Origin of the sequence: Eubacterium sp. An11 (genome assembly GCF_002161065.1) — a bacterium.
Taxonomy (GTDB): domain Bacteria; phylum Bacillota; class Clostridia; order Lachnospirales; family Lachnospiraceae; genus Anaerobutyricum; species Anaerobutyricum faecale.
In genome coordinates this window covers 57,914-72,916 of sequence record NZ_NFLV01000016.1, presented here as the reverse complement: position 1 = coordinate 72,916, position 15,003 = coordinate 57,914, and the positions used below count along the sequence as shown (strand labels likewise).

Annotated in this window: 9 protein-coding genes, 2 tRNA genes and 1 rRNA gene; all 12 read left to right on the top strand. The window is 48.3% G+C overall.

Annotation, left to right across the window (positions count from 1 at the left end; translation table 11 throughout):
- Positions 1-165: ribosomal RNA gene (locus tag B5E53_RS12375) — 23S ribosomal RNA — on the top strand; the annotation flags it as partial.
- Positions 166-405: 240 nt separating this feature from the next.
- Positions 406-477, top strand: a tRNA-Gly gene (locus tag B5E53_RS12370).
- 107 nt (positions 478-584) lie between these two features.
- A tRNA-Gln gene (locus tag B5E53_RS12365) sits at positions 585-656 on the top strand.
- A gap of 217 nt (positions 657-873) precedes the next feature.
- The gene (locus tag B5E53_RS12360; protein WP_087315490.1) at positions 874-1,377 is read left to right on the top strand and encodes an SEC-C metal-binding domain-containing protein; all 504 of its coding nucleotides are present in this window, start codon (positions 874-876) and stop codon (positions 1,375-1,377) included.
- A gap of 232 nt (positions 1,378-1,609) precedes the next feature.
- A complete protein-coding gene (locus tag B5E53_RS12355) occupies positions 1,610-2,707 on the top strand; it encodes a hypothetical protein (protein ID WP_087315488.1) in 1,098 nt (365 codons plus the stop codon).
- Between the two features lie 15 nt (positions 2,708-2,722).
- Positions 2,723-4,381, top strand: coding sequence for a putative manganese-dependent inorganic diphosphatase (locus tag B5E53_RS12350; protein WP_087315486.1), 1,659 nt, complete (start codon positions 2,723-2,725; stop codon positions 4,379-4,381).
- Between the two features lie 393 nt (positions 4,382-4,774).
- Positions 4,775-7,270 (top strand): ATP-dependent DNA helicase, encoded by a 2,496-nt coding sequence (locus tag B5E53_RS12345; RefSeq protein WP_087315484.1) that lies wholly within the window; start codon positions 4,775-4,777, stop codon positions 7,268-7,270.
- 108 nt (positions 7,271-7,378) lie between these two features.
- Positions 7,379-8,062, top strand: a complete 684-nt coding sequence (sfsA, locus tag B5E53_RS12340; RefSeq protein ID WP_087315481.1) for a DNA/RNA nuclease SfsA — start codon at positions 7,379-7,381, stop codon at positions 8,060-8,062.
- Between the two features lie 10 nt (positions 8,063-8,072).
- On the top strand, positions 8,073-8,984 hold the full coding sequence (locus B5E53_RS12335; protein WP_087315479.1) for a DUF445 family protein: 912 nt from the start codon (positions 8,073-8,075) through the stop codon (positions 8,982-8,984).
- A gap of 63 nt (positions 8,985-9,047) precedes the next feature.
- A complete protein-coding gene (locus tag B5E53_RS12330; RefSeq protein WP_087315477.1) occupies positions 9,048-9,767 on the top strand; it encodes an NAD-dependent protein deacylase in 720 nt (239 codons plus the stop codon).
- A complete protein-coding gene (locus B5E53_RS12325) occupies positions 9,764-13,273 on the top strand; it encodes a J domain-containing protein (RefSeq protein WP_087315475.1) in 3,510 nt (1,169 codons plus the stop codon). Before B5E53_RS12330 ends, B5E53_RS12325 begins: the two co-directional genes overlap by 4 nt.
- The gene (locus B5E53_RS12320; protein ID WP_087315473.1) at positions 13,270-14,973 is read left to right on the top strand and encodes a molecular chaperone HscC; all 1,704 of its coding nucleotides are present in this window, start codon (positions 13,270-13,272) and stop codon (positions 14,971-14,973) included. Before B5E53_RS12325 ends, B5E53_RS12320 begins: the two co-directional genes overlap by 4 nt.
- Positions 14,974-15,003 lie beyond the last annotated feature (30 nt).

The following is a 15,003-nucleotide window of genomic DNA, read 5'->3' as shown; positions in this document are numbered from 1 at the left end:
ATGGGATAAACGCTGAAGGCATCTAAGCGTGAAGCCCGCCTCGAGATGAGATCTCCTAGCAGAAATGTGAGAGACCCCTTAGAGACGATGAGGTAGATAGGGCAGGGGTGGAAGTACAGTGATGTATGGAGCTGACTGCTACTAATCGGTCGAAAGCTTGACCTCAAGCGGAGAAAGGCGGCAGACAGCAGAAGGCTGGCGGAGGCATGTTTACATGCAGAAGACAGACTTTATGCTGGATGACATCTGCGGAGCAGATACATTGAGGGAACGGAGTTCCCGAAATGACCGCTGAAAAAATAACCACATCGAGGGAACGGAGTTCCCGAGATGACCATAAAACACTTGCAAAAGAATAAGAAATCTGATAATTGTGTGCAGTTTTCAGGGGTACATCCCTTATATGCACGAGTGGCTCAGTGGTGGAGTATCGCCTTGCCAAGGCGAGGGTCGCGGGTTCGAATCCCGTCTCGTGCTTTAAAACTGGAGTTTTCCAGTTTTTTTTATGAAAAAGAGTTCTGATATCAGGATTCTGTTTTAATTCTTTTCTACAGGGATTTTTTCCCTGTTTCTATATATTATATAGCGCTATCGCCAAATGGTAAGGCACTGGATTCTGATTCCAGCATTTCCAGGTTCGAATCCTGGTAGCGCTGTTTGAAAACTATCTGATAAAAAGATTCTTGTCAGATAGTTTTTTTCTGCAAAAATTTTCTTTTAGAATTCTCTTGGAATTTTTCAGAAAATACTTTGCTGTCGAAAACACATTGTATTCTTTGACTTTTTTTGATATAATACCATAAAATATGCTGTTTAAACTGCTTGCAGTTTGCAGACAGCGGATAACTCATATAACTGAAAGGAAAGTGAACTATGTCTTTATTAAAAGATTGGCGGGAATTCGCCTACAGTCATGATGACAGAACTCAGGAAGGACAGCGTTTCTGGATTGATTATTTTCAGCAGGAGAAGGCTGTATATGAGCAGATTCTCTCGAATCCTGACGAGCCGGTGAGCGGCACCGTTGCGGAGCTGGCAGAGAAGTTCAACATGGAACTGACATATTTTGTAGGATATCTGGATGGTATCAATGACAGTCTGAAGACTCCGAATCCAATTGAGGAGATGGATGAGAACACAGTGGTTTCTCTTGATTATGACAAAGAGAAGTTATATTATAACATGGTAGGAGCCAGAGCAGAATGGCTGTATAATCTGGAGCAGTGGGATAATCTGCTGACACCGGAGCGCAGAAAAGAGCTGTATCGCGAGCAGAAGAGCTCCACAACAGTTGTGAAGCCTCCGAAGATCGGACGGAATGATCCATGTCCATGTGGAAGCGGCAAAAAATATAAGAAATGCTGTGGCAGAAACTAAAATAAATACTCGTGTACTGTATCATTCACAATTCGCATAATGACTTGCCTGAATTTCCATCTGCGGCGTTGTCATCAATCGGCGTAGCGCCCACTACGCCTCATTCTTCCGCCTTGCAGAGATAAAATTCATTCTGCGTCATTACACTGAAAATGAATGATACAGTACACTAGGTGACAGTTCAGCATCCGGTTTTCATTGCAGGATGCTGATTTTTTTACATGGAGAGAGTATGCAAAACAAATATGATGCGATGCAGGCAGATATTGTGCAGGGAGATATGGAAGCGTCGTCAGTTATGCAGAAGACACCGGTGGAAACCGTGAAATCCATATTAAGCAGAATCGGGGTAGAGTTTGAAGAAGGATTGCCCAAGGAAACATATATCTCTGCATTAAAAGAAGAATTTTGTAATAACAGCGAATGGATACTGAAAATGATTCCCCGGCATTTTCTGGAATTTTTGCTGTCCATCTGGGAAAAAACAGAAATAGAAGTCAGCCTGGAAGAATGGGATTATCTGGAATATCTGAAGATTTTCGGCCTGGTGACTTTCAAGAAAGGAAATCCTATTACAGATGAGCCTAACCTTATTTATTGTATTCCGGAGATGAGAGACAGATTCTATTTCCTGTTAAAAAGCAGAAAAAGCAGAGCGCTCATGGAACAGTATGAAGAATGGGAGAAAATCATCTGCGGCCTGATGTATTATTACGGCATGGTAGAGGTAGCAGTTCTCCATGAGAACTTTATGCGGGTGACAAAACGGGTGATTCCTTACGGAGAGTTTCTGACTTTTGTGAAATGCCGGTGTTCTCTCTGGGCCTTTGGAGTACTTTTAAGGGATGTACAGAGGCAAAAAGACTATTACCAGTGCGTCAATGTGGAGAATCCGGAGATGCTTCTGATGTATATTCAGCAGCATAATGATCTATCATATAAAAATATCGGAAAAGAAGACTTATTTTACATCAGCGAGGCGGCGGGAATCGATAACCGCTGGCCGGGAGTTTCTGAGCTGGGTACCTTTATGCTGGATGAAATGCATATGAATTATTACCGGGCAACGGTGATGGTCAAAACCCTTCTTTTGATGATACAGAACGGATGTGAATGGGGAGATTTAAAAGAAAAAATGGCAGTTCTGCCATTCGATTCCCCGGATATGGAAGAGAAAGTGTATGACATTGTAAAAGTGCTTTATGAATCTGCTCCGCTCTATGAATTGAAGGGATACTCACGGAAAGAGTATGAGAAAATGTTTCGTCAAAAACAGTTGAAAAAGAAAAGGGAAATGTTTACAATTATTAATGGAAGAAAAAGAGAATAACAGGAGGGTATTTCTATGGGTGACAAAAAAAATGTATATGTGATCGGCCATAAGAATCCGGACACAGACAGTATATGTTCGGCTATTTCTTACGCCTATCTGAAAAATGAGATAGCGGCCAGGGACGGGCTGGATTATTTTTATGTTCCGGCCAGAAACGGACATGTGAATGAGGAGACGCAGTTCGTTTTGAAACATTTTGACGTACCTCAGCCACTTTATCTGACTGATATCCGCCCGCAGGTACTTGACATTGAAATAAGAAAGACAGAGGGAATTCCAGCGGATCTATCCCTGAAAAAAGCGTGGGATATCATGCGTACGTCGCGGATTGTGTCTCTGCCGATCCTTGATAATGAGGAGCTGGCCGGCATCATCACAGTCGGAGATATCGCTTACTCGGATATGGACGTGTACGACAATATGATCCTGTCCAAAGCAGGAACCAGCTACAAAAATATCGTGGAGACCATTGACGGAGAGATGGTCGTGGGTGATATCGAGGGCAATTTTGATGAAGGTCATGTGCTGATTGCCGCAGCGAATCCGGATATGATGGAAGATATCATCGAACCGTATGATATGGTCATTCTGGGTAACCGTTATGAGTCACAGCTGTGTGCCATTGAGATGGAGGCTCAGTGTATCATTGTATGTATGGGCGCGCCGGTATCCAAAACCATCCGTAAGCTGGCAAAAGAGCGCGGCTGCCGTATCATCGTAAGTCCTTACGACACATATATCGTGGCAAGACTCATCAACCATAGTATGCCGGTGCGGTATTTTATGACCAAAGATAACCTGATCACTTTCCGCACAGTGGATTTTGTGGATGATATTCAGGAGATCATGGCAAAGAAACGATTCCGTGATTTCCCGATTGTAGATACACAGAATAAATATATTGGTATGATTTCCCGGAGAAACCTGCTGGATCTGGACAAGAAGAAAATAATTCTTGTGGATCACAATGAGAAGACACAGGCGGTGGATGGTTTCGAGGAAGCGGATATCCTGGAGATTATCGATCATCACAGACTGGGCAACATGGAGACTGACGCTCCGCTGTATTTCAGAAATCAGCCGGTGGGATGTACGTCAACCATTGTCACTCAGATGTATATGGAAAATGATATCACCATTCCGCCGTATATTGCCGGACTCATGTGTTCCGCCATTATCTCAGATACATTAATGTTCCGTTCACCGACCTGTACGGCCATTGACCGTCTGATGGCGGAGAAGCTGGCGTCCATCGCGGAGATCGACATTGAAGAATATGCGAAAAATATGTTTGACGCAGGAAGCAACCTGAAGGCCAAATCTGCGAAAGAGATTTTCTATCAGGACTTCAAGAAGTTCAATGATAATAAGATTAACTTCGGCGTCGGCCAGATCAGCGCCATGAACAAAGAACAACTGTCCGCATGCAAAGAAAAGCTGCTGACTTATATGGCGGAAGTGAAAGAAAGCTATGGACTTGACATGCTGTTTTTTATGCTTACCGACATTCTCACAGAAACTACGGAACTGCTGCTGTTAGGCGATATGTGCAAGGAAGTACTGGAAGGAGCTTTTCAGGTGAAGGTGGAAGGAAATTCTGTGATGCTGCCGGGAGTTGTCTCCAGAAAGAAACAATTAATACCTGCGATTTTAGGGCAGCTTCCGAAATAAAGTATAGTTTTGCTTTCAAATGAAAGAATCTTGCTGTTTTCAAAAATAATACACAATTTTAGTGGGAAATGAACAATTTTTTCCTCTAGTTTAACATGAAATTTTAACAGAAGTAGTGTATTATAATAAAAGTAATCCCCTAAGTTAAAGGTTAGTATTATATGGAAGATGTCCACAGTGAGTTTTGCCCCTCATTGTGGACATTTTTCATTTTACAGATAAAGGAACAGCCCGGTAAAATGAGAAATTCCGGGGGGAATCTGCGGAACGCTTAAATCATCCGACATGAAAATGATTTCATTCGAAATATTTTTTCTGAAGAAACGAAAGAAAAGATGGACTGGAAGAAAGAAATAACTGCCTGGAATCAGAGGGAAGGAGAAGAAGTTAGAAATGTTGTCCTACCAGAATAATATGGTGAAGACTTCTGTGCGGAAACTGGTGGAGTTTTTTCTGCGCAGCGGTGATATAGAGACGGGAACAGGTCTGGTCTCCGACCCGGAGGCGATGCTGGAAGGAAGCCGACTGCACCGAAAGATTCAGCGTTCCAAAAAGGCCGGATACCGCAGTGAGGTCCCCTTGAAAATGAGCTGGCACCGGGCTGGTTATGAGCTGGTGCTGGAAGGCCGGGCGGACGGCATCGATATGGCGGAATACCGGGCTGGTGACACTGCCGACGCGGACACGGAAAACAAAAGGGGCACGGATGCAGAAAATGACAGTGCCTGCATGGATGCAGAAGGCGGTGGAAATCCGGAGATCTCGGCAGATGCGGAAGAGGATAGTGTCAGGAAGATCCCTCTCATCGATGAGATTAAATGCGTTTATAAAGACGTCCGGCAGATTGAGGAGGCGGAAACGCTTCATCTGGCTCAGGCAAAGTGCTATGCGTACATGTACGCCGGTCCTGCCGGATATAAAGATGTGCTGGTGCAGATTACCTACTGTAATATGGAGACGGAGGAACTGCAGTATATCACCAGACATTATGAGATCGATGAGCTGGAACAGTGGTTTGGTGCCCTGATGGACCAGTATGCCCTGTGGGCGGATAGGTATGTGGAGGCGAGAAGACAGCGCAATGAAAGTATTGAAACGCTGGAGTTCCCTTTTGACTATCGTCCTGGCCAGAAGAAACTGGCAGCCATGGTGTACCGTTCCATCAGCGAAAAGAAGAGTATCTTTTTGCAGGCACCCACCGGGGTAGGCAAAACCATCTCCACCCTGTATCCGGCATTGAAGTGTCTTGGAGAAGAGAAAGCGGAACGGGTATTTTATCTGACGGCCAAGACCATCACCCGGACCGTGGCGGAACAGACGCTTCGGCTGCTGAAAGAGCAGGGGCTGCGTCTGAAGGCGGTGTCCCTCACAGCGAAGGAGAGGATTTGCGATAATGAGGTGATGGAGTGTCATCCGGCGGCCTGCGAGAAAGCCCGGGGGCATTTTGACCGGATCAATGGAGCGCTCTATGCTCTTTTGACGGAGAAAGATGTGATCCGCAGAGAAGATATTCTGGAGTACAGCGAAAGGTACCAGGTCTGTCCTTATGAACTTTCCTTTGAGGCGGCGCAGTGGGCGGACAGCGTGATCTGTGATTATAATTATGTATTTGATCCCCATGTCAACCGGAAAAGTCTCTTCAGCGAACAGAGCGGCAGCATTCTTTTGATCGACGAGGCCCATAATCTTCTGGACCGGGCGAGGGATATGTACAGCGCGGTTCTCAGGAAAGAAGATTTCGTGAAAATGAAAAAGATTTTCCGGGAGAAGCAGAAGGGAATCGTCAGAAAGCTGCAAAGCTGCAACAGCGAGCTGCTCCGGATGAGTAAGCAGAAGGAAGAGATTGCCGATCATATTGATAAGCTGTATTATCCGCTGTTCTGGCTGTTGGGCACTCTGGAAGACTATCTGAAAGACCATCCGGAGTTTGAATACCGGGAGGAAGTTGTGGAATTTTATTTTCAGGCAAGACATTTCTTCATGATTCTCGATACCATGGAAGACGGGTATGAGATTTATGGGGAGGGGGAGGGAACTCATCTGAAAATACACCTTTTCTGTGTGGACCCGTCCTCCCGCCTTGTCGGATATCTGGAAAAATGCCGGGCGGGCATCTTTTTTTCCGCTACGCTGCTGCCGATACAGTATTACCGGCAGCTGTTGGGGGGAAACAGCTCTATGGAAGCGTTCAGTGTATCCTCTCCTTTTGAAAAAGAAAAGCGGCTGCTGGCCATCGCATCGGATGTGACCAGCCGGTACAGCCGCCGGGGAGCCGATCAGTATCAGAAAATGGTGCGGTATCTGGAGGAGACTATTTCTGTCAGGCCGGGGAATTATATGATTTTCTTTCCGTCCTACGATATGCTGTCTCAGGTCTGTGCACTGGCTGAGGAGAGTACGCTGGCTCTGGCCGCTGATTTTCTGGTGCAGAGTTCATCCATGAGCGAGAAAGAACGGGAAGAGTTTCTGGACGCGTTTCAGGAGGAAAACAGCCGCTCACTCATTGGATTCTGTGTGCTGGGGAGTATTTTTTCCGAAGGCATTGATCTGACGGGGCGCCGGCTCATCGGCGTGATGGTTGTGGGAACCGGGATTCCCCAGATCTGTGAAGAGAGGGAGAGGATCCGGACGTATTTTGACAGGAGGGGGAAAAAAGGGTATGATTATGCCTACCGGTATCCCGGCATGAACAAGGTGCTCCAGGCGGCCGGGCGGGTGATCCGCACTGCCGGGGACACGGGGACCATTCTGCTGATGGATGACCGTTTCCTTTTGAGGGAGAATCAGCTGCTTCTGCCTGAAGAATGGGACAGTTATTATGAAGTGAATCTCCATAATTATAAGACAGTGCTGGGACATTTCTGGGAAAATGTACCGGAAAAATTTTGACAGAAAGATAAAATTACCAGGTGATTTCAGAAAATACCTGGTAATATCACAGAAAATTTTGATAAACAGGGAAGAAAAATATAAAATAACATATCAGAGAAGAGGAAAATGAGATATAATAATCTACAGGAGGCAGTTTTCTTAAAAAGGCCCAATCGGTTCAGGGCACATATCTGTATCGACGGGAAAGAAGAAATCTGTCATGTGAAAAATACAGGGAGGCTGGGTGAGCTTCTTCTGCCCGGCGTTTCGGTTCTGGTGGAGCCGGCGGCGGAAGGAAGCAGCAGGAAGACCAGGTATTCCCTCATTTGTGTGAAAAAGGACGGGCAGTGGGTGAACATTGATTCTCAGGCGCCCAATAAACTGGCGGAAGAATGGATCGCCGGCGGAGGACTGCTGAGGGACGTCACATTGATCAAAAGAGAACAGAAATACGGCAATTCCCGGTTTGATCTTTATGTGGAGGCAGCCGGGGAGCGGTGGTTTATTGAAGTGAAAGGCGTAACCCTCAACGTAGAGGGAACGGCCATGTTCCCGGATGCGCCCACGGAGCGCGGGAAAAAGCATGTGGAGGAACTGGTGATCTGTCAGAAAGACGGATACCGGGCTGGCGTGTTGTTTGTGATCCAGATGAAAGGTGTCAGCCGGTTTACGCCTTTTGAGGAGAGACAGCCGGAGTTTGCTGAGGCGCTGCGTCTGGCGAAGAAGGCAGGCGTGGAAATCTGGGCAGCCGACTGCGTGACAGACAGAGAGAACATACGGATTGACCGCTTTGTGCCGGTCTGTCTGTAGGGAGGAGCGTATGTTTGCATACTGGAAACTGATCACGACGCCGCTAATCGGTGCGGTGATCGGATATATTACAAACTGGATAGCCGTGAAAATGCTGTTTCGGCCCCGGAAAGAAGTTCTTCTTTTTGGAAAGCGGCTCCCTTTTACGCCGGGAGTCATCCCAAAGGGAAAAGCCAGACTGGCCCGGGCTGTGGGCAGAGCGGTGGAGCAGCAGCTTCTCACAGAAGAGGTGCTTCGGGAAGTGCTCTTATCGGAAGAAAAAAAGGCAGCGGTACAGGAGGCGGCCGGCGCCTGGGCCGGGAAACAGAGAAGGTCAGAAGTGACTCTTCGCGTCGCGGCCGGTCAGCTTCTGTCTGAAGAAAAAACGGAAGATTTCATTGAGAGCGCCGAAGAGACGGTGACCGATATGATCTTTGACAGGCTTCTTCAGATGGATGTGGGAGAGATCATCGCTGACAAAGTTCTGGAGATTGCCAAAGAGAAATTAAAAGATTCCATGTTCGGCATGATGCTCGGGGGTTCCGTTCTGGACCCCATCGCCAGACAGGTGGAAGAAAAGATTGACGAGTATGTGGCGGAGTATGGAAGACCGGTCGTGGAACAGATGGTTCTGGAGGAATCCGAAAAACTGCAGGAAAAGACGGTGGGAGAGGCCTTTTGTCAGATGGAAGCCTGCGGCGTGGATGTTCCGGATCTGGCGGTCGCTCAGTATGAAGCGGTGATTTCCGGGAAGCTTCCGCAGGTGCTTCGGGGACTGGATCTTTCTTCTGTTGTGGAGGAGAGGATCAATGCCATGGATGTGGCGGAAGTGGAGGAACTGATGCTTTCCATCATGAAGAAAGAACTTGGCGCGGTTGTTAATCTCGGCGCTCTGATCGGGCTGATTCTCGGGCTGATCAACGCTGTGATTCTGTATATATAGGATTCTGTATCAGGAATCTGCACCTGTAAGAGATCCGGGCGACCGGAGAAAGGAGAAGGGGTTATGGATGATAAAGTAAGAAAATTAAAAGAGATTGTGGACAACACGGACAATCTGGTATTTTTTGGAGGAGCGGGGGTTTCCACGGAAAGCGGGATTCCGGATTTCAGAAGTACGGACGGACTTTATAATATGAAATATAAATATCCGCCGGAGACCATAGTGAGTCATACATTTTTTGTGAGACGCACGGAAGAGTTTTTTGAATTTTATAAAGATAAGATGATGGTGCTGGACGCCAAACCAAATAAAGCCCACTATAAACTGGCTCAGTGGGAAAAAGAGGGCAAATGCCGCGCGGTGGTGACCCAGAATATTGACGGACTCCATCAGATGGCCGGAAGTAAAAATGTTCTGGAACTTCACGGAAGTATCCACAGAAATTATTGTACCAAATGCGGTAAATTTTTTGACGCTTCTTATGTCAAAAACAGTGAGGGCGTGCCGTACTGTGACGCCTGCGGCGGACTGGTGAAGCCGGATGTGGTCCTCTATGAGGAGAGCCTGGACAGTAAAACCATTTCCGATGCAGTCTACGCCATATCCCATGCGGATGTGCTCATCATCGGAGGAACTTCCCTGGCCGTATACCCGGCGGCAGGAATGATCGATTATTTCCGGGGCAGTCATCTGGTCCTGATCAACCGCTCGTCGACCCCGAGGGATAATCAGGCGGATCTTGTAATTAATGACAGTATTGGAGAGGTATTTGGACAATTATGACAGAATTCTGTTTTGATGTGCTTGGCATTGCGCCTACAAAGGATGAGACAATAATTAAAAAGGCGTATCGGAAGCTCCTTCATTCGGTGAATCCGGAAGATGACATGCAGGGGTTTCAGCGGCTGCGCGGTGCCTATGAGGAAGCCTGCCGCTACGCCAAACAGAAGGAGGGTGCACGAACAAAGAGCGCATCGGAACAGTTTATGGATCGATGCCGGGAACTGTATGATTCCTTTTTTAGACGAATACGCCCGGAGGAGTGGGAAGAATTATTTGAAGAACCGGTCTGTGTCAATCTGGATACGGAAGAAGAGGTCCGGAAAGCATTTCTCACTTTCCTTATGGAACATTTCCATTTCCCGGCCAGGGTCTGGAAATGCATTGACAGCGCTTTTGATATCAGCGGAGACCGGAGGACTCTCACCGAGTGGTTTCCGAAGGATTTTGTGGATTATCTGTGCCAGGCGGTACAGGATGAAGGAATTTTAAATTATGATCTCTTTACAGAAAGGGATGGCAGCGGCGCTGTTGCTGGGGCAGAGAAAGATGCCCAGAGATTTCCGGAAGATATGACACAGGACAGTACCGAGGTGTCCGTGGGAGATCTGCCGGCAAAGGCGTTTGATGATTACATCGACGTATACTACCGGCTCCGGCAATTTACGGACCTGGGGCTGATGGAGCAGGCGGCAGCAGATCTGGAGAAACTTCGGACATTTCCGGTTTATCATCCTTATGAAGAGATTGAAGAGGCGAGGATCCTTCTCTATGAAGGAAAGCAGCAGGAGGCGGGCAGGATTTTTGTCCGTCTGGGAAAGGCTTATCCCGGGGAAGAGAGGATTGTGTGCTGTTACGGACAGTTTCTTCAGATGGAGGGACGCTGGGAAGAACTTGACGGCATCTATGACACCCTTCTGGAAGCAGATCCGGATTCTGCGTCCGCCCGCAGCGGTAAGGCGGAGGAGCTCATTCACAATGGAGCATACCGGGAAGCCAGAGAAATGGTCCTCGATCTGCTGGAGTACAGTCCTCAGGATGAACGGCTGATGAAAGATCTGACGGATGCCAATGTATTTATGATTGAGGAGCTGGAGCCTCTCTGGAAGGACGGACAGCTGGATCAGGACGGCTGGATGGATCTTGGCTGGTGCTATTATCAGAATATGCGGTTTGACGATGCTCTCGCCGTCCTGGACAGCCGTGACCCCGATGAAGAGCATCTGCTGGATTACCATAATCTGAAGGGCCGGGTCTATCTGACCATAGATAAAAATGAGGAGGCACTGGTTCAACTTATTCCATGGCTTGAGGAGATTCTTAAACTGAGACCGGACGGAACCAAGAAGACAGAGCGGCGGCTGGCAAGGCTTGGTTATGCCTATTACACCATCGGTTCCGCCAGAATTGCGATTCTGATTCGTCTGAAAAAGACCGGGAGAGATACATTTTCAGAAGAGGAAAAATATAAAAAGCTGTTTCCGGAAGCGGCGGGATATGAAGACGCCTTCGCAAAGACCATGGAGTATTTTGATAAGGCCATCGAGGCGGAGACCGAGGAAAGCCAGATCGTCAGCTACTATCATACGGTGGCGGACATCTGGAGACAGCAGAAGGAATACGGAAAAGAAGTAGATGCCTGTGATCATATCCTGATGCTCAATCAGGGATATTATCCGGCTATCCTTCTGCGTCAGGAGGCCTGCCTGCATCTGGGGATGTATCAGGAAGTGGCAGACGATTATCAGAGGGCGGTACACATGTATCCGTACTATGGAAGGCCATACGCCACACTGATAAAAATGTATTTCATGTTCGGGGAATATGAGAAAGTCCGGGAGATTTTAAACATCACCGAAAAAAATAAAATAGAAAGCGACGCTCTGCAGATTCTGACAGCAAGATACCGGGCGGTCACCGCCAAAAGCCGGGAGGATCTGGAGGCGGCTCTTGATATTCTGGACAGATTAAAAGAAAAAGGATGGAGCTATGCCTCCGATGTGGAGCAGGATGAATGGAGCGAAGTGGAGTACCGGCGGGGACTGATCCTCACGGATCTGGGTCGGCTCCGGGAAGCAAAGGAGGCGCTTATGGCCTCCATGACCGATGAAGAAGAGAATGTCTCAAAGATGTTTGGCTATGCGGCGGTTTTGATGCAGAGTGAAGAATATGATCAGGCCATCGTGTATCTGAAAAAGGCACTCTCCCGTGTGCCGGACGATGAGGGGATTCTGTACCGCATCGGCTGGTGTTATAAACTGAAAGGAGAGTATAAGGAAGCCCTGCCATATATGAAGCAGGTGCTGTCGTTAAATCCCGGCCATCCGAGAGTGCGCCATGTGATCGTGGAATTGTATGAGAGGCTGGCCAGACGGGAAGAGGATAACGACTATTACTTTCTGGCGCTTCCCTATATGGAAGAGCAGGTGGAAAGATATCCGGAAGAATACTATCTGGTGGAAATGGGACTTCTGTATCTGGACATGGATGCCTATGAGAAGGCGCTTGTCTATTTTGAGAAAGCCCGGGAAAAGAATCCGGAGAGTGTGTTTGCCTGCAATAACGCGGGAAACTGTTATCTGTCCATGAACATGCCGGAAAAAGCAGAGCCTCTTTTTCTGGAAGCGGTGCGCCTTATGAAGAATGAAATCACCCCTCTGCCATATAATAACCTTGCAAGGTGCTATCGTATCATGGGAGAGTATGAGGCGGCGCTTTTGTGTTATCAGAATAACATGAAGCTTTTCCCAGACAGCGCGGATATGTATCTGCTTCTGGGGGATTTTTACCGGGAAAATGAGAAGTATGGCAAAGCCATCGCCACCTACGAGGAGGGGATGAGTAAAACAAGCCATCCGGCGCCTCTGGAGATGGAGATGCTCCGGACCTATGGCATGAAAGGGGATTATGCCATGGTCTCGTCTCTGATGCAGCGGCTGAAACGAAAATATCCGGAAGATGCTGTGCTGTGTCAGCTGGCCGGGGAGGTATATTTGTTCGGTTTTGAAAAGGGAGCCGAGGCGGCCCGGTGGCTGGAGGAAGCGCTGCGTCTTTGTGAAAAAGAAGAAAATATGGAATGTGTCCGGGGAAGCCTGTATCTTCTGGGGCGATGCCGCCTGTTTCTGGGAGAAACAGAGGAGGCAGAGCGTTGTTTCAGAAAATATCTTGAGGCCTGCCGCGGAAAAGACGGGCGTTCCCGGAAGTATGAAGAATTTTACGGAGAGCGCGGCCGCCGGAAGTTCCGTATCGGCTGTGTTTTCTTGTTTCTTGGAGACCGGTCGGAGGCGGCGCAGTGTTTCCGGGAAATGCACACGGAGAAATACCGCTGTGACGGCTGTCTGAAGTCCTGCTGTTATGAAAAAATGCTGGGGGAAGCGCTGCTGCTTTTGTCAGAAGGAAAGGTATCGTCAGCCATAAAGAAATATAAAGAAGCAGCCGAGAAGGTGCCTGATGATATGGAGCACCGATTTGAATATAAACAGATGAAAAAATGGGAGGAATCACCATGATAATTGGAATTGATCTGGGAACGACCAATTCTCTGGCGGCGTATTACACAGATGAGGGGCCGAAAATCATACCGAACCGGCTGGGCGAACGTCTGACCCCTTCTGCTGTGAGCATCGATGAGAATGACCAGGTTTATGTGGGCAGGAGCGCCCTGGAGAGGATGGCCGTTCACCCGGAACAGGGTGCCTCTCTTTTTAAGCGGAGCATGGGCAGCCGGAAGGAATTTCAGCTGGGCGGAAGGACATTTTCTGCGGAAGATCTGTCCTCCTTTGTGCTTCGTTCCCTGAAAGAAGACGCAGAGTATTATCTGGGACAGGAAGTGACGGAAGCGGTCATCAGTGTTCCCGCTTATTTTAATGATATAAAACGAAAAGCCACCAAACGGGCGGGCGAACTGGCCGGTTTCAAAGTGGAGAGGATTATCAGCGAACCTACGGCCGCAGCTATCGCCTACGGACTCTATCAGAAAAAGGACAGCACCCGTTTCCTGGTCTTTGATCTGGGCGGAGGCACATTTGATGTGTCGATTCTGGAGCTGGATGACGATATCATGGAAGTGCGCGCCGTGGCCGGTGACAATTATCTGGGCGGCGAAGATTTCACCAACCTGATTCTGGATGCTTTTCTGGAAGATCACCACATCGACAAGAACAGTTTGTCGGAAAAAGAAAGGGTGTATTTCAGAAACCAGGCGGAGAAATGTAAGTGTCAGGACGGCGCCGATGCGTTTTTCCGGATGCAGGCGGTGAAAAACGGAGAAAAACTGGAGACCTTTATCACCAAGCGTGAGTTTGAGAAGAAGGCAGCACAGCTTTTTGACCGCATTAAACAGCCGGTGCGGCGCAGTCTCGCCGATGCCGGAGTCCGTATCAGTGAGATTGATGAGATTGTGCTGGTGGGCGGTACCACAAAAATGCCGGCGGTGCGGAAATTTGTGGGCAAACTGTTCGGCCGGCTGCCGGATACCAGCGTCAACCCCGATGAGGCGGTGGCTCTCGGCGCTGCCATCCAGGGGGCCATGAAAGAGAGAAGAGAATCCATCCGTGAAGTCATATTGACGGATGTGTGCCCGTTTACCCTGGGAACGGAGGTATCGGTCCGGACGGAGGGAGACCGGCTGGAAAGCAATCATTTTTGCCCTATTCTGGAGAGAAATACGGTGATCCCGGCCAGCCGTACGGAGAAGTTCTACACGGTATATGATCATCAGACGCAGGTGGATATTCATATCCTTCAGGGAGAGAGCAGGTTTGCTTCTAATAATGTATCTCTGGGAACGATCAGCCTCACGGTGCCTGATAATAAGGCGGGGGAGGAAGAAATCTCCGTCACCTATACCTATGACGTCAACGCGCTTCTGGAGGTGGAGGCAAAGGTGAAATCCACCGGGGAGACAGTGACGAAACTCATCAAAAATCAGGAAAATGATATGACCATGGAGCAGATGCAGGCCCGGATGCGGGAGCTTTCCTATCTGAAGATCCATCCGAGGGATCAGGAGGCCAACAAGGTGCTTCTTCTGCGGGGCGAGAGACTTTATGAGGAGGCCACCGGAGAGCTGCGGGAACAGCTGGAAGCGGTGACCAGACAGTTTGAATATATTCTTGATAAACAGAATCCGGACCGGATCGCTGAGGCCAGGAAAGATTATGAAGAAGCGCTGGACTGGATTGAGGAGGAGCTGTGGTCCGGCCAGTAGAAATACTGGCAGGGCCCTTTGCGCCAGTAT

Bases quoted from the DNA above. Each gene is read 5' to 3' on its own strand.
- B5E53_RS12360 (WP_087315490.1), top strand. From the start codon at position 874: ATGTCTTTATTAAAAGATTGGCGGGAATTCGCCTACAGTCATGATGAC.
- B5E53_RS12355 (WP_087315488.1), top strand. From the start codon at position 1,610: ATGCAAAACAAATATGATGCGATGCAGGCAGATATTGTGCAGGGAGAT.
- B5E53_RS12350 (WP_087315486.1), top strand. From the start codon at position 2,723: ATGGGTGACAAAAAAAATGTATATGTGATCGGCCATAAGAATCCGGAC.
- B5E53_RS12345 (WP_087315484.1), top strand. From the start codon at position 4,775: ATGTTGTCCTACCAGAATAATATGGTGAAGACTTCTGTGCGGAAACTG.
- sfsA (WP_087315481.1), top strand. From the start codon at position 7,379: ATGAGATATAATAATCTACAGGAGGCAGTTTTCTTAAAAAGGCCCAAT.
- B5E53_RS12335 (WP_087315479.1), top strand. From the start codon at position 8,073: ATGTTTGCATACTGGAAACTGATCACGACGCCGCTAATCGGTGCGGTG.
- B5E53_RS12330 (WP_087315477.1), top strand. From the start codon at position 9,048: ATGGATGATAAAGTAAGAAAATTAAAAGAGATTGTGGACAACACGGAC.
- B5E53_RS12325 (WP_087315475.1), top strand. From the start codon at position 9,764: ATGACAGAATTCTGTTTTGATGTGCTTGGCATTGCGCCTACAAAGGAT.
- B5E53_RS12320 (WP_087315473.1), top strand. From the start codon at position 13,270: ATGATAATTGGAATTGATCTGGGAACGACCAATTCTCTGGCGGCGTAT.